The following is a 19,924-nucleotide window of genomic DNA, read 5'->3' on the forward strand; positions in this document are numbered from 1 at the left end:
CGGGGGGGGGGTTCCCCCCCCCCCCCCCCCCCCCCCCCCCCCCCCCGCGAGGAACGGGGGAAGTCTTCGGATTTGGGAAAATACTCTCCTCACCCCTTGTTTACCCGTGGGGAGAGGGACACTACCCGCCGTGCCCTTGCCCCTCGCCCTCTGGAGAGGGGCGGTTGAGCGCAGCGAAACGGGGTGAGGTTACCTACAGACGCATTTCGGATGCGGGGAGGTTTAGTTCTTGTTTTCCTGATTGTAGAGCGCAATCGAGGCGACGATCACCACGCCTTCGATCAAGCCCTGATACTGCTGCTGCACGTTGAGCAGCACCATCAGGTTGGCGAGGATCGCCAGCACGAGCACGCCGCCGACCGTGCCGAGTACGCTCCCGCGTCCGCCAAACAGACTCGTGCCGCCGATGATCACCGCCGTGATGGTGGTGAGTTCCAGCCCATCGGCGATCACCGGGTCGCCCACGCCCATGCGGCTGAGCCACATCAGGCCGCACACCGACGCCAGCAGACTGCACAGCATGTACACCCCGTAGCGCACGCGCTGCACCGGAATGCCGGACAAACGCGCGACTTCCTGATTGCCGCCAACCGCATACACGTAACGCCCGAAAATCGTGCGGCGCAGCACAAAAATCAGCGCGATGACGAGGATCACGAACAGCACGAACAGCACGGAAAACGGGCCGATCTTCTGGTCGTAGAAGGTGAGCGCTTCACGGCTGGCCTTGCCGATGGGCGACGTCGAGATGGTGAGCGCGACGCCGCGCAAAATGACGTAGGAGGCCAGCGTCACAATGAAGGGGCTGATATTCAGGCGGTTGATGAGCAGGGCATGTACCAGTCCAATGCCCGCGCCGATCAGCAGCGTGATGAGGATGGCCGGGGGGGTGTTCGCCGTTTCGCCGTTCATCAGGATAGCCGACACCAACACGGACACGCGCACCAGCGACCCGACCGAGAGATCGATGCCGCCCGTCAGCACCACCAGCATTTGCCCGAGCGCCACCACGCCGAGAAACGCCATCTGCCGCAGCAGATTGAACTGGTTGCGTTCGGAGACGAAGCGCTCGGTGAAGAACACGCCCACCAGCACCATGACGATCACCAGCCCGTAGACCGCAAAAATGCGCCCGTTCTGGCGCAAGAATCGTCGTGTGATCATGCTACGCTTGCTCCGGTGGTGGCTCGTTCGATGATTGCCTGTTCGGTCGCGTCGGCGCGGGCGAGTTCGCCGACGATCTGCCCGTCGCGCATGACGAGAATGCGGTCGCTCATGCCTAGGATTTCCGGCAGTTCCGACGAGATCATGAGGATGGCGACACCCTGCTCATTCAAGCGCCGCATGAGTTGGTAAATCTCGAATTTCGCGCCGATGTCAATGCCGCGCGTCGGCTCATCCATGATGATGACGCTCGGGCGCGTTTCCAACCATTTCGCCAGCACGACTTTCTGCTGGTTGCCGCCGCTCAAAAACTGCGCCTCTTGATCGCCGCTGGCCATGCTGATGCTCAACGTCTGCTGCGCCGCGTTGACGACCTGCGCTTCCTGCTTCATCTGCACGATTCCACCGCGCGACAGGCGTTTGAGGATCGGCAGCGTGATGTTCTGGCGGATGGGCAGCGCGGTGAATAAGCCCTGCGCTTTGCGGTCTTCCGGCACGAGCGCCACGCCATTCTTGATCGCCTGCGCGGGGTTGAAGTGCGCGGCAGTCTGCCCGTTGATCAGGATGCGCCCGCGCGTCACCGGGTCAGCGCCGAAGATCGCGCGCGCCAGTTCGGTGCGCCCCGAGCCGACCATCCCGGCGATGCCGAGCGTTTCCCCGGCGTGCAGCGTCAGGCTCACGTCTTTGAGGCGCGCGTTCGACACGTTTTCGACGGTGAGCACGGGTGCGCCGCGCTGACCGATGGCGGGCGGGTAGACTTCTTCGAGCGGTCGCCCGACCATCATCTGCACGAGTTCGCGGTGTGACAGCGCCGCGCGCGGTTGGCTGCCGACGACCGCGCCATCCTTGAGCACGGTGATCGTGTCCGCGACCTGAAACACCTCGTCCAGACGGTGCGAAATGTAGACGATGGTCACGCCCTGAGCTTGCAGGGATTTGATCGTGCGGAAAAGCTGTTCCAGTTCTTCGCCGACGAGAATCGCCGAGGGTTCATCCATCACGATCAGGTCGGCATTGCGCGAGAGCGCCTTGGCGATCTCGACCATTTGCTGCTTGGCGACGGTCAACTCGCTGACCGGAGTCTCCAGATCGATGTGCACATGCAGCCGTTCCAGCAGTTCTGCCGCCTGTGCCCGCAGTTGGCGCACTTGAATCACGCCGCCGCGGTTGGGTTCGCGTCCGAGAAAGATATTCTCGGCCACCGTCAGATACGGGCTGAGCGCCAATTCCTGATAGATGATGCTGATGCCCATATCCAGCGAGAGGCGCGGCGTCAGATGGGCGAACGTCCGCCCTTTGAAGACGATCTCGCCGCTGTCCGCCTGCACCGCCCCGCCCAGAATCTTGATCAGCGTGGATTTGCCCGCGCCATTTTCCCCGACGAGCGCATGGACTTGCCCGCGCACGCAGGTGAACGACACATCACGTAAAGCGGGCACACCCGCATACGCTTTGGAAATGTGCTTCATATCCAGAATGCTGTCAGTCATGGGCGGTAGTTTCGTTTGGGTTCGGATAAGTGGATTGGCTCTCGTCGGGACAAGGCCTGTGGCGATTTCACAGCCTCACCCCCCAACCCCCTCTCCGAACGGAGAGGGGGAGCCGTATTCTTCAAGTCCCCTCTCCCAAGGGAGAGGGGATTTAGGGGTGAGGCTAAACAGATGGCCGATTCTGAAATGACTTCATCCCTTGCCCCTACACCGTGATGCTTTTAGCTGCCTGCGACCACGAAACCGAGGGCTTCGAGGCGTTCTTCCGGGAACAGGATCGGGCCAAACACGTCATCGCTCCAATTCGGGTTGAAGTAGGTTTCGCCTTCAGCGTCGGTGAAGTTCTGCGTGTTGGGGATCGAGTCCTGGAAGTCGATGAAGCGCGGGACGGGTTCGCCACGCAGGATGGCCAGCGCGGTGTCCATGCACAGCGTCACCATGGCGTTCGGGTACTGCCACGCCGCATAGCTGATGTCATTTTCGAGCGCCAGACGCAGGAAGCCGTTGCCGAATTCACCGCCGCCAATCGGGGGGATGGCCGCGCCCGCGTCGAGGTACGCGCTGACGATGCCCTGCGACATCTGCGCGCCGCCCGACCACACGCCGTCGATCTCATCGCCGTACTGCGCGATCCACGTTTCCATGATGGTCTTGGCTTCAGCCGTCGACCAGTTGCCGGGCTGCACATCGAGCACGGTAATGCCGGGGTTGGCCGCAAACACCGCTTCCGCGCCCTGCTGCATCACGTCCGAGGTGGTGACGCCGGGGATGCCCGCCATCAGCACGACGCTGCCTTCGCCGCCCAGTTGATCGACGAGATACTGCGCCAGATACGCGCCGCTGGCATACAGGTTCGTGCCGACTTCGGTCACGAAGTTATCGGTATCGACGGTGCTGGCGCACAGAATGACCGGCACGCCCTGCGCCATCGCGCGTTCGACCGGGGCGGAGAGCGCCGCCGCGCCCATCGGCACGAGGATCAGCGCGTCGGGTTCCTGCGCGAGCAAATCTTCGACCTGGGGCACCTGAATGTCAGCGCTCGCCTGCGCGTCCGCGTACAGCAGTTCGCCGATCACGTCCGGGCCGAGTTCTTCGGCATACCAGCGGGCATGTTCATCGAACAGCGCCGACCACGAGTTGCTCGTCCCCTGCGCCGCGAGGGCGATGCGGTACGGGCCTTCCTTCGCGTAGGCGCTGGTATCGTACATGGTTTCCTGACGGGTGAGTACGCTTTGCAGATACGGTGACGCCGCGATCTGCTCCTCCGTGAACGGTTCGGGCGTGGCCTCCTGCGCGAACACGCTCGCGCCCAGCAGCATCACGCCGACCAAGGCTAACAACACCAACTTCTTCATCGTAAATCTCCTCCAGTGAACACTAATTCTGCTTTAGGCTTAATCTGCGCGGGCGAGGCTGTACAGCGCCACCGCCGCCAGAATGACCACACCTTTGATGATGAACTGTGTCTGGATCGACAGGCCGAGCAGGAGCGCCATCGTGCTCAACACCTGAATGAGCAGCACCCCCGCCAGCGTCCCGAGCACGCTGCCGCGGCCACCCGTGAACAGCGTCCCGCCGACCACCGCCGCCGCAATCGCATCGAGATCGAGTCCGCTGGCGATGAAGCGATCCACATAGCCGACGTAGCCCGTCAGCACGACGCCCGCCACACACGCCAGCAAGCTGCACAGCACATACGCGGCCACTTTGAAGCGATCCACCGCGAGGCCGGAGAGATTGGCCGTCACCGGGTTGCTGCCGACCGCGTACAAACGCCGACCGAAGGCCGTGCGCCGCAGCACAAACGCGAACACAGCGGTCAGCGCAAGCCACAGCACGACCGGGATCGAGATGAAGCCCGCCGACTGATTGACGACGCTCAGACCTTCCGGCACGAAGCCGCCCGGTACACCGCGCGTATAGGCTTGCACCGCGCCCTGCACGAGGATGAAGATCGCCAACGTGGCGACAAACGGCGGAATTTTGCGTTTGGTGATGAGCAGACCATTGGCCACGCCGATGACCGCGCTCAGGAGAAACGAGAGGCCAATGGCGACCGGGAGCTGCGCATCATCACCATTGCTGACGCGCGCGATCACCACCGACGTCAGGAAGATGACGCCGCCGACCGAGAGATCCAGCCCGGCGACCAGCAGCACCAGCGTCTGCCCGATGGCGATCAGTCCGAGCTGCGCCGACTGTTTGAGCAGCACGGTGAGTGTTTGTTCGCTGTAGAGATTCGGTGTGAGCAGAAGCGCAGCGATCAGCAGCACGACCAGCGACACATAAACGCCGTAGCGGATGACAAATCGGCGCAGAGAGAAGGCTGAGCTTAAAGTCGAGGTTGCGACCATCGGGCGCGCTCACTTAGCATTTGACATTGGTTTAGCGTGGATTCTGGACATGAGTGTAACATAGGCGGCATACTACTGCAACAATTATTGCACGGCAGTCCAATGGAAGGAGTATTTATTCCAATGCCCCCCCGTCTGCTGATTCCCGGCCCGGTCGAGCTTGAACCGGAAGTGTTGGCCATCCTCGCGCAACCTGTGCAAGCGCACTACGGTGACGCCTGGGTGGAAGTCCATAATGAAACGATCAGTTTGCTGCAAGCGGTCTACGAAACGACCGGGCGGGTGTATATGCTGCCCGGTTCGGGGAGCCTGGCCGTCGACGCCGCCGCGCATTCAACCTTCCTCCCCGGCGAGACGGTCATCGTCGGCAACAACGGGTGGTTCGGCGAACGCTGCCGCGACATCCTGAAGTCCAACGGCGTCAAGGTGATCGAAGTGGTCGGCGACCCGCGCCAGCCGCTCGACCCGGAAGCGATTCTCGGGGCGCTCAAGCAGCATCCGGAAGCCGTCGGCGTGGCGGTCATCCATCTGGAAACCTCGACGGGCGTGCTCAACCCGATTGAGACCATCGTCAAAGCCGTGCACGCGCACTCCGACGCGCTCGTGCTGGTCGACGCGGTGACGGGTTTGGCCGCCGCCGATCTCCCGGTCGATGCATGGGGTATCGACCTGTGCGTGACCGCGTCGCAGAAGGCGCTCGGCGCGCCGCCCGGACTCGGCATGGTGGCGGTCAGCGACCGCGCGTGGGCGAAGATCAGCGCGCGCCCGGACGACACCGCGCGCAGCTGGTATCTCGATCTCAAGCGCTGGCAGTGGTTCGTCGAAAACTGGGCGGACTGGCATCCCTTCCCTGTGACCATGCCGACCTCGCTGGTGTTGGCGCTGCGCGTGGCGCTCCGGTCGCTGCTGCGCGAAGGCGTGGTCGCGCGGCGGACGCGCTTGCAGGGGCTGGCGGATCACCTGCGCGGTGCGTTGACGGAGATGGGCTTGCCGCTGTTCGTCCCCGCCGAGCAAATGGCGGCGACCATCACCGCGGCCTACTGTCCACCGGGCGTGCGCTCCACCACCATCCGCGACTACGTGCTGCGCGAGCAAAACTTGCAGATCACGACTGGGTTTGGCCCGTTCAAAGAGCAGGTGATCCGCATCGGGCACATGGGCGGCGCGGTCAACGAGACCCACATCGACGATCTGATCGCGGCCTTGCGCGCGTTCATGGCGGAACAAGCGATCAAGGGGTAATTCGTGCCGCGCCGCCGCGGGGCCCGCCCCCGCCCCCGGGCGGGGGGGGGGGGGGGGGGGGGGGGGGGTGGGTTCTCTCCCCGGGGGGGGAGGGGGGGTTGAGCGAGCAATCCGACCTGAATTGGGCGTAGGGGGGCGCCACGGCCGTGCGACCCCCTCCACGCCAGCAGCGGAGGGGGGTTGCGAGTGGTGGAGCGTTTACCAGAACGAGTTAATTCACCGCGCTATTTCGCTTCGTTGAGGTACTTTTCCGCCCATTCGACGCCGTCCCACGTGATCAGCTTGTGCTCGGCGGTGGGCGCGACGCGGATCAGGTAGCGCGGTCGATCCTGACTGCCCGTCAGGTATTCTGGCCCGTTGGGACCCAGATAGCGAATCGACATGCGCTGCGCGATTTCGAGCATCAGCCCGTCCATGATGACGGGGCCAGCGAGAATTTCTGCCGTGCCGCGCATCAACATGCGGGTGTACGTGCCCGAATCGAGGGCGCAGGAAACGGCAACTTTCGGATTATTTTTGAGATGTTTGACAAAAGTAGTTTTCTCACGGGGAATTATATACATGGCCCCTTCGCGCCATTCCTGCCAGACCGGGGTGATATAGGGGAACCCAAACTCATCGACGGTGGCAATGCGCGCGACGACGGGTCCGGCGAGAAATTCGGCAAGTTCTTCCGGGGTGAGGCCGCGATGCTTACCCATCCATTCAGGCAGATTCCGTTCAGCCATTATTCAGTTCTCCTGTTCGCTCAAGCACGTGCACAAATTGTTGCATGTTTACAGGCATGCTGCAATACAAGGACAAGATCATGATCGCAACCCACCGCATCGTCGAATGGCTGACGCGCCTAGTGCAGATTCCCAGCGTCGGGCCAGCGAACGCCGGGCCGCGTTCCGGCCCGTGCAGTGAAGCCCGTTACGCCGAACAGGTCGCCGGGTGGTTTGCGCAGCTCGGCGCAGCGGTCGAGGCGGAAGATGTGTATCCCGGTCGCCCCAACATTTACGGCGTGTGGAGCGGCACATCTGATCGCTGGCTGGCAGTCGATGTGCATCTCGACACCGTCGGCGTGGAGACGATGATCGGCGATCCCTTTGATGGCCGCGTCGCGGATGGGCGCGTGTATGGCCGCGGCTCCGTCGATACCAAAGCTTCGCTCGCCATCGTGCTGACGCTGCTGGAGAGCGTGCGCGAGCAGGGGATCCCGCTGCCCTTCAATCTATTGGTGTGCGCCACCTCTGATGAAGAGACCGGAGCCCATGGCGCGGCGGTCTGCCGGGACTGGGTGCGGCGGCAGGGGCTGAAGCTGGATCAACTGATCGTTGCCGAGCCGACGCTGTGCGGCGCGGTGCACGGGCACAAAGGCTCGGTTGGGCTGGTGCTGGAAATCAGCGGCACGGCGGCGCATTCCGCGCGCCCGGAACTCGGACAAAACGCGATCACGGCGGCGGTTCCGGTGATCAGCGCCTTGATGAACGAGCATCAGCGGCTGATCGCCACGCCGCCCACGTCGAAGCTCGGCCCCGGCACGCTCAGCGTCACCATGATCCGCGGCGGGCAGGCGCACAACATCATCCCGGATCGCTGCACCATCAATGTGGATCGCCGTCTGACGGCGGGTGAAGATCCCGCGGTGGAAGGCGAACGGATCATCGAGATTGCGCAAAGCCACTGCCCGTTGCCTGTGACCGCACAGTGGCTGCATCAGCTCCACCCCTTCTATCAACCGCCGGATTCACCGTTGGTCGAGCAGATCACCGCGTGGTCGGGGCGCGCGCCGACGGTCGCGCCGTATGCGTCGAATGCGTGGGCCTATGGCGGCTTGGCCAACGAAGTCGTGCTGTTCGGCCCCGGTTCCATCGATCAGGCTCATCGCGACGTGGAATGGGTCGCTATCAGCGAGTTGGAGCAGGCCGCGCGGTTCTATCAACGCTGGTGGGGCATCTAGCTGCCGCTAACACGATGCGCAAATGGCTCAAGCAGCTTATCGGACACCGCAACCCCGCCCCACGTGCGGAAAGATCGAGCAGAACACATCGGTCTGCCCCTACACCGAGATTTCCGCGAACTTACTTTAGTTCAGTGCAGCGAAATTTTCGATTGTAATATGAAATGAAGTTGATATTTCGGAATATCTGTTGTAGATTTGTCAGTGTACCATGACGAATATCACTAATAGAACCTGATCTCTGTCGCTCCACAGCCGCTGACCGGGCTGCAATGATTAACGAACAGGTTCGCCCTATGGCTCATTCCGATTAACACGTTATGCCCGGACAAAAAGCGCGCCCCAATCCATGAAGCTGGCGGAGCGCGCCGCGGTCAATCAGGGAGCTGACCGATGGATGATGACGACCTAGCCACGCTTGATCTTCTGCTGAATAAATACATTAAATGGATACGCGAGCCGCGTGTTGTCGAACTGCGTCGACGCCAGCAGGTTAGCATTCGCCACTTCGAAATCGTGATGCAAGCGCTCGATTTCGCGGCTTTGTTCGGGCGACGGTTCATTGTGGAACAGCGTGACGACCGTCGTGTAGCGCCCCGCCGCGAACAGCAGCCACTGTTTTTCCCCAACCTTCAGCACCCGCCGATCAATCAGACGGTTAGCGTCCATCAGCTGCGAAAAATCGTTGAGGATCGGCGCGATGCGCGGCGGCGGCACGTCAAACGAGCCCAGCGTGTCGACGAAGCGCCCGGTCTTGTTGTGATAGATCATCAGCCCAATCGCCTTGCCCATATGCGACTGCCGGATGCCAATGGTTTCCCCGGTCGAGCCATCGATCAAGGTGGTGCTGCCGCTGCGCAGGGCTTCCAGCGCAAACTGCAGCTTCAGCGTCTGATGAGCGTACAGGGCGTGGAACTGCTCGCGACTCACCTTGCCATCAGCGAATTCGCCGAGCAAGTTATCGATTTTTTCTTGGACTTCCTGGCGAAATTTCTGAATTTTTTCGTAATTCTCTGCGGCCATGTGTCGACTCCAGGTGCATTCTTCCCTCATCATAATCGAGTCATGGCTGTTGTTCCCATAAGCCTTATGGATCTTTCGTGAAATTCTGTTTTAGTCTTGTTAGAGACTTAGAGACGAAATGGATTTATGCTGATGAGCAAGTCCGTGCTTTCCCCAGACTCCGAAGATATCTTGGTCTGCTTGCTGAAGACTGAGCGTCAGATCGAACGCACGAAGCATGCGCTCCGTGAAGCTTGCCAGTTGACCGAAGGTTCGCTCGACACTGCCCTGCGCGAACTCCACGTCAATGGCTTGATCACCAACAACGATGGCGAGTTTTTGCTCACACATACGGGGAAGCGCGCGGCCCGGACGCTCTCAACTGAATTCAGCACCCAAATCATCAACAATGTGGGACACATGGAAGGGGGAACAGTCCAGATGGCCGGTCGGCATGATGCGTTTGCCACACCAATCGATCGTAAGTCGATGTTCACCGCGGGCACGGGCCCGCTCCCCGCTGATGATGATTACGACACGCCGCACCGGACGCTGTCGGGGCCGTCGGCCTCCATCCCGTCGATCTACCATCATCCGCTGCGCCTCTCCGGCGCGCTGATGGAGAACCCGCCCGCCCACCGCGCCAGCACGGTGCTGCGCTTCATGCTGGCGTTTGAAATGCCGAAAGATTCGCTGCCGATCCCGCTGCTGCACGGCGATGTGCTCGGTCGGTCGCGCGGCGCGGATATCTGCCTGCGGCACGACGACTACGTCAGCACGCGCCACTGCCGCTTCGATGTCCGGCAGGAAGGCGGCCAGGCCAAGCTGTACGTGGAAGATCTCGGCAGCCGTAACGGCACGTTCATCGACAATGTGCTGCTGCAAGAGAACAAGCCGAAGCTGCTCAAGCACGGCACCCGCCTGCAAATCGGCAACACGGTATTCGTCGTGGTGCAAATCCCCTAAGTTTGATCAGCCTAAATCAAAAGCCGCACTCGGTCGAGTGCGGCTTTTTTATTGGCTACTTGCGCAGCCCAAGCAGTTTCAGTAGGCGGGCGAAGAGCCCCGGCGCGGGCGGATCCACGTCATACAACTTCGGATCGGGAACATTCCCGTGATGCGCTTCCTGCTGCTCAAGGTTATAGGTTTCGAGCGTCTGGTGCTTTTGATTCTGTGCCCGCTCGCGTCCCTGTTCGATACGCCGTTCCCGCTCGTAAAAGTCGTTATTCATCTCCGCCCCCAATCTATTTGTGTACGATTCATTATACCGAGAACATGTGTGGAACCAAACTTATCCGGTTGACGTCTAATCTTCAGAATACACGGAGGTTTGATCATGAAGCGCATATTGCTCCTCAGTTTGGCTCTACTCACCCTGTTTGGTCTCGTCGGAAGCGCCGCCGCTCAGGTGGATTGCCCGCCACCCCCTCCTTGCCCGCCAGACGCGATTTGCGAGATCATGCCGTGCGTCATCACCCCGGTTCCGTGGGTGGGCGGCGTATCGACCAATCCCGAATGGCTGAAAATTGACTTTCATCGCGTCGCCGTGACGATTGCCGATCAGATCGCGCGCACGTCGATTGAGCTCGAATTCGTCAACGAGGGCAACGGTCTCGCCGAAGGGACGTTCCTGTTCCCGCTGCCCGCCGACGCCGCCGTCGATCAACTCATCATGTACATCAACGAGACGCCGATTGAAGCGCGCATCCTCGACGCGACCGAAGCGCGCGGCATTTACGACGCCATCGTGCGCCAATACCGGGACCCCGCGCTGCTCGAATATGTCGGCACACAGGCGGTGCAGGCCAACGTCTTCCCGATTCCACCGGGCGAAAAGCGCCGCATTCAGCTCTCCTATACCCAACCGCTGGCAATTGACAACGGCTTGCTGCACTACGTCTATCCGTTGGATGTCACGCACATCATGAGCCGCCGCGCCATCGACAGCGTGAGCATCAGCCTGCAGGTCGAGAGCGACGATCCCATCGGCTCGATCTATTCGCCGAGCCACAACATCGCGCTCAGCCGCGACGGGAACGGCTTCCGCGCCGGGTTCGAAGCGTCGAGCTATGTGCCGGAAGGCGACTTCAGCCTGTACTGGGGCGTGGCCTCCGAGACGATCAGCGTCAACCTGCTGACCTATCGCGAGAGCGCCAACGAAGACGGCTTCTTCATGCTCATGGTGCAGCCGCCGCTGGAACTGCCGCAGGATCGCATCGTGCCGCGGGACATCATCGTCGTGCTCGATCAGTCAGGCAGCATGGACGGCGACAAGTGGAATCAGGCGCGCGAAGCGGCCGCTTACGTGCTGGATAACCTCAACGAGCAGGACCGCTTCAACGTGATCCTGTTCAGCACGGGCTGGCGCATCTTCGCCAACGATTTGCAATCGCCCGATGTGGCGCAGCAAGCCATCGACTGGATCAACACCCAGTGGGCGGAAGGCGGCACGGACATCAACGGCGCGCTGACCACCGCGCTCGACATGGTCGGCGAACGTCCGGCAACCATCCTGTTCATGACCGACGGTCTGCCAACCGAAGGCGAAACCAACATCCAGAGCATCCTCGACAACGTCGAGAACGCCGCCCCGAGCAATGCGCGCATCTTCGCCTTTGGCGTCGGCGATGACGTCGACACGCAGCTCCTCGACACCATCGTGCAGGAGAACCGCGGCACGTCGTCTTATGTGCGTCCGAGCGAACGCATTGACGAAGAAGTCGCCAGCCTGTTCAACAAGATCAGCGCGCCCGTGCTGACCGACATCACGCTCAACATTGACGGGCTGACGGTGGACACGGTCTACCCGCAACTGCCGCTGCCGGATCTGTTCGCGGGCACGCAGATGACCATCGTTGGGCGCTACCGCGGCTCGGCGGACGACCTCGCGGTGACACTCTCCGGCATGGTCGGCGCTGAAGTGCAGACCTTCGTCTATGACGGTATGGACTTCCCCGATCTCGCGGGTGGTGAACCGTTCATCGCGCGGCTGTGGGCGACCCGCCGCATCGGCGAACTGCTGAACAACATCCGCTTGAACGGCGAAAATCAGGAATTGGTCGACAGCATTATCCGCTTGAGCGTGCGCTACGGCATCATCACGCCCTACACCAGCTTCCTGATCACCGAAGACGATATCCTCTCGCGGCAGGCGCAGGAAGAAGCAGCGGGCGAATTCGAAGCGGGCGCACTGCGGCAGGCGTCCGGTGGTGAAGCGGTCGACGCGGCGGATCTCGCGGGCGGTCTGGCGGCGGCAGAAGCCCCGGCTCCGGTGCTGCAAATGCTGGGGACGCCCACCCCGTTGGGCACGCAGGTCGCGCCGGAATTGTATGCGGCGGATCCCGGCAGCAATGCCGCGCCTGTCAACCCGATCCAGACCGTCGGCGGCAAGACGTTCATCCTGCAAGGCACGGTCTGGACGGATACCACTTTCGAGCCGGACACGATGACGACCGAAAAGGTCGCCTTCCTGAGCGATGCCTACTTTGATCTGCTCACGGCGCATCCGGAACTCACCGAGTACTTCGCGCTCGGCGACGCGGTCGTCGTCGTGCTCGACGGGGTCGCCTACGAGGTCACGCCGGAGTAAAGCAACCTCACCCCCAGCCCCTCCCCGAATTCAGGGAGGGGCGCCAACACCCCCGTTCCCCGTGTGCGTGGGCTGAGGGATCGGGGTTGAGGGGCACAGCTTGATGCTCAATCCCTCAACTCGATCCAAACGAACGGGCGACCCAGCGGTCGCCCGTTTGTTTCCACCATGACCAGCTTCAAGTCTAGCCTTCAACCTCTCAGGAGAGGAGCCCGGGAGAGAAGAAGCAAGTTGTCACACTACATGCTTACCATCGGGATAGCCGTGCAGTTGCCAGTGAGCGTTACAACATCACCGCGCACAAAGCCCTGCGAAATTTGATACCATGTGAAACCGTTGGCATCGGTCGTTTGACCCGTGACTTCGGCCGTATCGCCTGTTGCCAGTGATCCAACCTGCTCAAAGTCGGTGCCAGCGCCCGAACGGATGCGCGTATTGCGCCCCATTACCATGCACGCGCCGTCCGTTGCCGACATTTCGGGGGTCGCTTCAGCCATTGCCGCCGTACCCATCGTCAAGTTGAGGAATACAGGCACGTTGATCACGCCAGCATCGCCAACTTCTTCACTGATTGCATCTTCGCCGGGGAAGGGGGCGGACAAAGCCATCGCCGCCTTCAAGGAAGGGGGTGAAGTACGGCACGACTTCCGACGGATTGAAGAACAGCGGTTCTTTCGCCGTCTGGAACGAGGGCTGCAGTCCGCCCATCAAACGGATCAATGCCTGATGTTCGGCTTCGACAGCCGCCACTTGAGCGGTGGTCGCTGCAAACAGCGAGTTGCCGAGTTCAGCCAGGCGACGGGTTGCCCTAAGTACGCCGCGACAAACCAATTTTCCGCGGTATTGCTGGTGGCGGTGAACAGGGCGCGATCTGTGAACAGACCATCGGACCAAGTAAACAGTCGCCAGCGATGTTGCGCCGTTGGCTTCCAAAAACTGCTTGTGTTTCAGTTCCGAATCGAGGAAGGAACGCAGCCAGTTCTGTTCTTGCGCTGTCAATGCCAATGCCTCTGCATTTTGCAGCGCATTGTAATAGTGTGTGCAGGCAAACGTTTCGGCGGTACAGGCGATATTGAGCATCAACTGCGGATCGTCACCACCATCTTGGGCGAAGACTGTACCAAAACCGAATAAGCCGTTGAGCGTCAGAACCGATGCCCCGGCTGTAACAGCGCTCCCCTTGAGGAACGCGCGGCGTGATAGATGAGCCATAAGAAGCCTCCAATTAGTTGACCATCACCCCATGTGATGTTGTCAAACTTTCGTCGGCTGGCCTGCGACCAGATGACTCTTGATTGCGCCGCTCATCAATTTATTATCTTTGTGATTAAGGTACATTACACCGACTTGACCGTCGGCAGCGCGTCGTGATCGGGCAGCAGCGTCTCGGCGTCACGAATAGCGCGGAACAGATAGCCCGACGCGCCGACCAGCACCCCGAGCGTCCCGAAGATCACGAACATGAGTCCCATACCGGCGCCCGGCCCCGTGCCCACCAGCCCACCGAAGATCGGCGCGAGCGCGGCGCCCTCCCGCATCGCCGGTTCAAACACGCGATCCGCCAGCGGCCCGGCGAGAATCATGGCGATGGGCGCGGAAATCTGCGCGATCATGCGGCGCGCGGCGAACACGCGCCCCTGCACATCCGGCGCAACTTTCGCCTGCCAGATCGCCTGATTGGAGCCGTTCAACATGGGATGGAGCGCGTTGATCATGAACGCCCCGGCGCTCCACACCAGCACCGTGCGCCCCAAGCCCATGACCACTTCGCCCAACAAACTGATGCCGACCATGCTCAACAGCACGCCATGAACGCGCCGCTTGGGGCCACCCCAAGTGCTGAGGAGCAGCCCGCCGACGATGCCACCAATCGAACCGAGCGACTGCACCGAAGCCAGCACGGTTTCGTCACTGCCGGAACGCGCCAGCAGCATCGGCGCGGTGATCACCGCCGAAAACGTCGACGTCAGGTTGATGAAGAAGAAGGTCAGCTGCAAGCCGAGCAGACTGCGCCGTGACGCGATATAGCGGAAGCCGTAAGCCGCCTCTTGCAGCAGACTGCCTTTGCCCTCGGCACCTGCCGCGCTCGGTGGCGGCTTGGGGATGCTGATGGCCAGCACCGCGCTGATCGCTACGATGAAGGTCACAATGTCGATGAGCATCACCCCGCGCAAACCGATGCCCACCAGCAGCACCGCCGCCAGCGCGGGCGCGACCACGCCGGAGAGCGACTCCGCGAGGCTGATCATGCCGTTGGCGCGGCCATACTGCTCCTTGGGGATCATCAGGCTGATGGCGGCGGAGTAGGCGGGCCACTGGAACGACGCGAATGTCCCGGCAATCGCCACGGCCAGATACACATGCCAGATCTGCAGGTTGCCCGCGCTGTACAGCAAAAACAGCATGACCGTCGCCAGCCCGCCGCCGAGATCACTCAGCATCAGCACCAAACGGCGATCCCACCGATCCACCAACGCACCCGCGAACGGGCTGAAGATGATGCCCGGCGCAAAGCCGAAGAACGCCGCCAGTGCCAGCGCCGTCGCCGACCCGGTCAGCTCGTACGCCCAGATGGTCAGCGCAAACTGCGTCATCGCCGAACCGAGCAGCGACACGACCTGCCCGAGCCACACAATCGTAAACTTCCGCATGCATCCCCCTTCAAACCACCCCTTGTCCGAACCCATTCCCATCCCCTCGCCGAATTCAGGGGGTAGAGACTGTAGCGTTCGGCTTTTGCCCCTCACCCTCTGGAGAGGGGCGGTTGAGCGCAGCGAAACGGGGTGAGGTAAGCGCCCAGTCTGCTAAGAAAACTGTTCACAGATTCTACGCGACCTGCCGCCTTTTGTTCAAATTGCGGTACACTTGCCCTGTAACGATTTGAGGTCACTATGCCAGCCCAATTCAAAACCACCCTGCGCGTCCGTCACTACGAGTGCGACGCCTACGGGCACGTCAACCACGCGAACTACTTACGCTATATGGAACAAGCCGCCTTCGACGCGTCCGCCGCCGTGGGCTACGACGAAGCGCGCTACCGTCAGATGGGCACGCTCTGGCTGATCCGCGAGACGGATATTGAGTATTTGCGCTCGCTGGTCTACGGCGACTCGGTCGAAATCACGACGTGGGTGGGTGATTTCCGCCGCGTGCGCTCCCGCCGCTTCTACGAGTTCCGCCACGTCGACTCCGGCGAACTGATCGCCAAAGCGGCGACGGACTGGGTGTATCTGGATCGGACGAACGGCCGCCCGGTCAGCGTGCCCGACGAGATGATCGCCGCCTTCGCGCCGGATGGCATCGAAGCCGAACCGCGCGACAAGTTCCCCGCCGCGCCGCCCCCGCCGCCGGGCCTGTACACCATGAACCGCATGGTCGAATGGCGTGATATCGACGGCGCGGGGCACGTCAACAATGCGACGTATCTCAACTACATGGAAGAATGCGGCATTCGCGCGGCGCGGCACTTCGGTTGGGATGTCGAGAAGATGCGCGCGCAGGGTTTCGGCGTGGTCGCGCGGCGGCATCGCATTGAGTACCGCCAGCAGGCCGTGCTGGGCGAAGACCTGTCGATCAGCACGTTCCTCTCCGATGTGCGCCGCATGAGCGCCACGCGTCATTACATCATCACCCGCGCCACGGATGGCGCCGTGATCGCGCAGGCGCAGACGTTGTGGGTGTTCGTCAATGTGCAGACGGGCAGCCTGATGCGCGTCAACCCGGAATTCATCACCGCCTTTCAGACCCACATCGCCGAAAGCTAGTCCCTCACCACAGCAGTATTTAGCTGTTCTTCCCTCTCCCCGCTGGCGTGGGAGAGGGGTAGCTATATCTATGCGTGTGGTCGGGTATCAAGCCAGTGTCCGAAATACGACAAAACAGGCCAAGGCAGGCCAATCGCGACGTAGAATAATTTCTTTTGGGGGACAGCGGACGCAATCAATTGCGTCCCTACGAGAAAAGCGTGGTTGTGTAGGGACGCGATTGATCGCGTCCGCAAACTCCCAAGACCGACAGGCATTCCGTTTTCACGGCCTTCTCCGTACTCACCGGCCTGCCTTGTCCTTTGGCTGGCAAACGGTCATTGGCTTAGCTCAGCGGAGCGCAGACAGGCGATCCCCACAATCAGCTGCCAGCCCCAATATCCGGTTCACCTGCATACAATATCTCAATGTGTATGAAAAATAATACATTTCAAAAATTTGAAATAAAATTTCCATTTTTAGTTATATATTAAACATACTAAATTCTATTTTGCAGCGTACGGAGTTGTATCGATGAAAATGCGCTTCTTCTTCGGCATCGCTTTGCTGTTGATTATCCTCAGCCTGACCGCGGGCGCGGTGTTTGCAGGGTCGGTATCGTTCAGCGGCACGTTCGCTGGCGATCCGACGATGGCGGTCGTCACGATCTCGACACCCAACTGTGGTTCGCAGGGGGTGACCCAAGTGCGCTATGACGCCTTCCCCTTCACTGTGACCGTCACGGGCGCGTACAGCTTCAGCACCGCGAGCACGGGCGGGGCGGGTACGCGTTCCAGCATTTACATTATGAACAGCGGTTTCAACCCGGCGGCGGCGTTGGGCAACTGCATCGCGGCCGCGAATATTGGCAGCATCCCGACGACGCTCAACAACGTCAATTTGACAGCGGGCACACAATACTACGTTGTCATCTTCGACGACAGTTTGTCACAGACCACCCCCGGCTACAACTTCAGCGCGAACGGTGTGGGCGACATCATTTTGGGCGGTGCTCCCGGCTCGTGCATCGATCCGCTCCCCGCCGGAACGCCCATTCGCAATGTGCCGCTCGGCGCGCCCGCCTACTATGAACCGGATTTAGGCACGCTCCTGTCGTTCAGCCTCCCGGCGGGCAACTGGTACGTGACCGACACCAGCGGCGACTTCGCGCAGGTCTGGATCGACTGCAACGCCAACCGGATCTGGATTCCGCTCACGGCGCTCGGCGGCTAGAGCGCTTCCGCTCAAGTTCTTTCCGTGTCGGGACGCGCCATTGCGTCCCGACCGCTGATCCTCGACTTATACGCTAGCCAGCCTGTACAAGAACGGGCTGTCCCGGCACAACCCCGCTAGACTTTCTACCGCTGTACGCGCATGTCCCTTATGGCATACTATCAGAGTATCGCTATCGGCCACCCAAAAGGAGCTGCCTGTGCGCGTAACCAAATCCGCGTTGCTGTTCGTACTTTTCCTGCTGTTCTGTCTGCCCTTCTCATCCACGCTCGCTCAAAATATCCCCGACGCGTTGTTCCAGACCGCTCTGCGCACCGCGCAAGCCAACCTCAACACGACCGAAGATCCGCTCACGTGGCGCTACACGCTGGAGCGCAGCCGCAATTCATCGCTCGGCTGCCCGGTCATCAGTGGTTCGGACTTGGGGACGGAAGTGGTGTTCTACAACGTGATCATCACCTTTACGAGCGGCGACTTCAACGTGCGCGTCTCCGTGGACGGCGCGCTGATCGTCGCGTGCGACACACGCGCCATGCCGACCGCGACCCCGCTCGCTACCGCCACCCCGCTCGGAGCCGCCGCCCCGATCACCGGGGCGACGCCGACGCCGCCGAGCTGCATCCTCACGCCCAACGGCGGGGTGAGCAACGTGCGCAGTGAACCCTCAACCGACGGCGGTGATGCGACCGTCGTCGCGCAGATCACACTGCCGACCCCGGCGGTCGCGCGCACCAGCGACGGCAGTTGGTTCCGCATTGCCAATGGCTGGGTCGCCGCGTCGGTGGTCGAGACGACGGGCGATTGCGCCTCGCTGCCGCTCAACGAAGCGGGCGGCGGTGATCAGAACCCGCTCAGCTTCCCCTACTGCACGCTGACCACGACCGCACAGGGCAACCTGATCACCGCGTTCGTGCCGGACTTCACCTACGGCGCGCAGTATCTGCCGGGGCAGACGTACCTCGTGCTCTCCCAGACGGCCAGCGAACTCGGCACGCTCGCCCGCGTGCTGATCAATGCGACGACGCTCGGCTGGATCCCCACCAGCAGCGGCACGCTGACTGAGGGCTGCGCGGCTTTCCTCGCGCCCGCGCCGACGGCTACCGACACCACCTGCTCTGCCAGCATCGGCGTGAACGGGCAGGCCGTCATCGAACCGGAAGGCCAAACGGGCGTGTTCGGCGTGGAAGTCGGCGACCGCTACGCGATCCGCAATCGCATCGAGATCGACGGGGAGGGCTGGCTGCAGATCACCACTTTCGGCGTGACGCCCGACGGCTGGATCGCTGAGCGCCAGAATCCCTATTCGCCGGGCTGTGAGGCGGTCCTGAGCTTCTCGAACACGCCGCGCCTCAACGCGGGCTTCCGCACGCCGTACTGCGTCGCCAGCGTCACCGCGCCCACCGTGATTGCCCGCAATCCGTCCACGCCGGATCAAGTGCTGGCGCAGACGATCACCGGTGATCGTTTGCTGGTCGTCTCCCGCACGACAGGCAGCAGCGGCGACTGGTACCGCATCCTGCTGCATGGCGGCGAACTGGGTTGGGTCAATGCGACCAGCACAACCCTCTCGGCGGGCTGCCCGATCTTCCTCGCGCAAGCGCCGGGGATGGTCGGCGAACGCCTGCAGTGCATCGCCACCGTGATCACCGATGGGATCGCCGCGTATCCCGCCGCCGAAAGCACCGCCGATCCATTATTCCTCGCGGGTGGTGGTGATCGCTTCGCCGCGCTGGAAGCCGTGCAGACCAATTCCGGACGCTGGCTGCGCCTCGGCACGTTCGGCCTGACGCCGAATGCGTGGATCAGCGCCGATCAGGTCAGCCTGTCGCCGGGGTGCGCCTATGCCATCCCCGAAGGCGCGCCGCCCGCTGCCAGCGGCGCATGTCAGGTCACCCCCGTCAACCTATTCGTCAATGTGCGCAGCCAACCGGAATCGGATGGCACGTATACGGGCGTGATCGGGCAATTGTTCAGCGCGACGCCCGCCATCGGGCGCAGCGGCGAAAACAACTGGTATCAGGTCGAAGGCGGGTGGGTGGCTGCGTTCCTCGTCACCGCGACCGGGAACTGCGCCGCGCTCCCCGTGACGGGGTGAGGTTAAAAACGGCGGACGCGATTAAGCGGGTGTCGTCTCCGAGAAGACGGCGTCGAAACATTAAAAC

General features: G+C 61.8%; 17 protein-coding genes. 7 read left to right on the forward strand and 10 right to left on the reverse strand.

What is annotated here, in order from left to right; translation table 11 throughout:
• Positions 1–222: 222 nt before the first annotated feature.
• From IPK17_RS07415 to IPK17_RS07430, 4 genes are all read right to left on the reverse strand, one after another.
• Positions 223–1,164: an ABC transporter permease gene (locus IPK17_RS07415; protein ID WP_343417044.1), complete on the reverse strand. Its 942-nt coding sequence runs from the start codon at positions 1,162–1,164 to the stop codon at positions 223–225.
• The gene (locus IPK17_RS07420; protein WP_343417045.1) at positions 1,161–2,654 is read right to left on the reverse strand and encodes a sugar ABC transporter ATP-binding protein; all 1,494 of its coding nucleotides are present in this window, start codon (positions 2,652–2,654) and stop codon (positions 1,161–1,163) included. Before IPK17_RS07420 ends, IPK17_RS07415 begins: the two co-directional genes overlap by 4 nt.
• Before the next feature lie 221 nt (positions 2,655–2,875).
• Positions 2,876–4,009 carry a substrate-binding domain-containing protein gene (locus IPK17_RS07425; protein ID WP_343417046.1) on the reverse strand — a complete coding sequence of 378 codons (1,134 nt, stop codon included), beginning with the start codon at positions 4,007–4,009 and terminating at the stop codon, positions 2,876–2,878.
• A gap of 39 nt (positions 4,010–4,048) precedes the next feature.
• On the reverse strand, positions 4,049–5,008 hold the full coding sequence (locus IPK17_RS07430; RefSeq protein ID WP_343417047.1) for an ABC transporter permease: 960 nt from the start codon (positions 5,006–5,008) through the stop codon (positions 4,049–4,051).
• Between the two features lie 123 nt (positions 5,009–5,131).
• Here IPK17_RS07430 and IPK17_RS07435 point away from each other — a divergent pair, with 123 nt between their 5' ends.
• Positions 5,132–6,250: a pyridoxal-phosphate-dependent aminotransferase family protein gene (locus IPK17_RS07435; RefSeq protein ID WP_343417048.1), complete on the forward strand. Its 1,119-nt coding sequence runs from the start codon at positions 5,132–5,134 to the stop codon at positions 6,248–6,250.
• A 224-nt stretch (positions 6,251–6,474) separates the two neighbouring features.
• Here the strand turns inward: IPK17_RS07435 and IPK17_RS07440 are convergent, their stop codons facing one another.
• Positions 6,475–6,978, reverse strand: a complete 504-nt coding sequence (locus tag IPK17_RS07440) for a pyridoxamine 5'-phosphate oxidase family protein (protein ID WP_343417049.1) — start codon at positions 6,976–6,978, stop codon at positions 6,475–6,477.
• A gap of 80 nt (positions 6,979–7,058) precedes the next feature.
• Between IPK17_RS07440 and IPK17_RS07445 the strand changes: the two genes are divergently transcribed.
• Positions 7,059–8,195 carry a M20 family metallopeptidase gene (locus tag IPK17_RS07445; protein ID WP_343417050.1) on the forward strand — a complete coding sequence of 379 codons (1,137 nt, stop codon included), beginning with the start codon at positions 7,059–7,061 and terminating at the stop codon, positions 8,193–8,195.
• Positions 8,196–8,603: 408 nt separating this feature from the next.
• Here the strand turns inward: IPK17_RS07445 and IPK17_RS07450 are convergent, their stop codons facing one another.
• On the reverse strand, positions 8,604–9,218 hold the full coding sequence (locus tag IPK17_RS07450; protein WP_343417051.1) for a hypothetical protein: 615 nt from the start codon (positions 9,216–9,218) through the stop codon (positions 8,604–8,606).
• Positions 9,219–9,350: 132 nt separating this feature from the next.
• Between IPK17_RS07450 and IPK17_RS07455 the strand changes: the two genes are divergently transcribed.
• On the forward strand, positions 9,351–10,163 hold the full coding sequence (locus tag IPK17_RS07455; RefSeq protein WP_343417052.1) for an FHA domain-containing protein: 813 nt from the start codon (positions 9,351–9,353) through the stop codon (positions 10,161–10,163).
• A gap of 55 nt (positions 10,164–10,218) precedes the next feature.
• Here the strand turns inward: IPK17_RS07455 and IPK17_RS07460 are convergent, their stop codons facing one another.
• Complete coding sequence (locus IPK17_RS07460) at positions 10,219–10,428, reverse strand: hypothetical protein (RefSeq protein ID WP_343417053.1); 210 nt, start codon at positions 10,426–10,428, stop codon at positions 10,219–10,221.
• A 105-nt stretch (positions 10,429–10,533) separates the two neighbouring features.
• Between IPK17_RS07460 and IPK17_RS07465 the strand changes: the two genes are divergently transcribed.
• Entirely contained in the window at positions 10,534–12,786 is a 2,253-nt protein-coding gene (locus IPK17_RS07465) for a VIT domain-containing protein (protein ID WP_343417054.1), read from the forward strand.
• A gap of 239 nt (positions 12,787–13,025) precedes the next feature.
• Here IPK17_RS07465 and IPK17_RS07470 read toward each other — a convergent pair whose 3' ends face one another.
• The 3 genes from IPK17_RS07470 to IPK17_RS07480 form a co-directional block, all read right to left on the reverse strand.
• Positions 13,026–13,394, reverse strand: coding sequence for an SH3 domain-containing protein (locus IPK17_RS07470; RefSeq protein WP_343417055.1), 369 nt, complete (start codon positions 13,392–13,394; stop codon positions 13,026–13,028).
• Positions 13,351–13,998 (reverse strand): twin-arginine translocation signal domain-containing protein, encoded by a 648-nt coding sequence (locus tag IPK17_RS07475; RefSeq protein WP_343417056.1) that lies wholly within the window; start codon positions 13,996–13,998, stop codon positions 13,351–13,353. The genes IPK17_RS07470 and IPK17_RS07475 overlap by 44 nt, the downstream gene beginning before the upstream one ends.
• Before the next feature lie 125 nt (positions 13,999–14,123).
• Positions 14,124–15,437: an MFS transporter gene (locus IPK17_RS07480; protein ID WP_343417057.1), complete on the reverse strand. Its 1,314-nt coding sequence runs from the start codon at positions 15,435–15,437 to the stop codon at positions 14,124–14,126.
• 240 nt (positions 15,438–15,677) lie between these two features.
• Here IPK17_RS07480 and IPK17_RS07485 point away from each other — a divergent pair, with 240 nt between their 5' ends.
• The 3 genes from IPK17_RS07485 to IPK17_RS07495 all read left to right on the forward strand — a co-directional run bounded on the left by IPK17_RS07485 (position 15,678) and on the right by IPK17_RS07495 (position 19,857).
• Complete coding sequence (locus tag IPK17_RS07485; RefSeq protein WP_343417058.1) at positions 15,678–16,550, forward strand: acyl-[acyl-carrier-protein] thioesterase; 873 nt, start codon at positions 15,678–15,680, stop codon at positions 16,548–16,550.
• 513 nt (positions 16,551–17,063) lie between these two features.
• Positions 17,064–17,762: a hypothetical protein gene (locus tag IPK17_RS07490; protein WP_343417059.1), complete on the forward strand. Its 699-nt coding sequence runs from the start codon at positions 17,064–17,066 to the stop codon at positions 17,760–17,762.
• A gap of 199 nt (positions 17,763–17,961) precedes the next feature.
• On the forward strand, positions 17,962–19,857 hold the full coding sequence (locus IPK17_RS07495; protein ID WP_343417060.1) for an SH3 domain-containing protein: 1,896 nt from the start codon (positions 17,962–17,964) through the stop codon (positions 19,855–19,857).
• Positions 19,858–19,924: the final 67 nt, after the last annotated feature.

The sequence above is a fragment of the Candidatus Flexifilum breve genome (assembly GCF_016713355.1).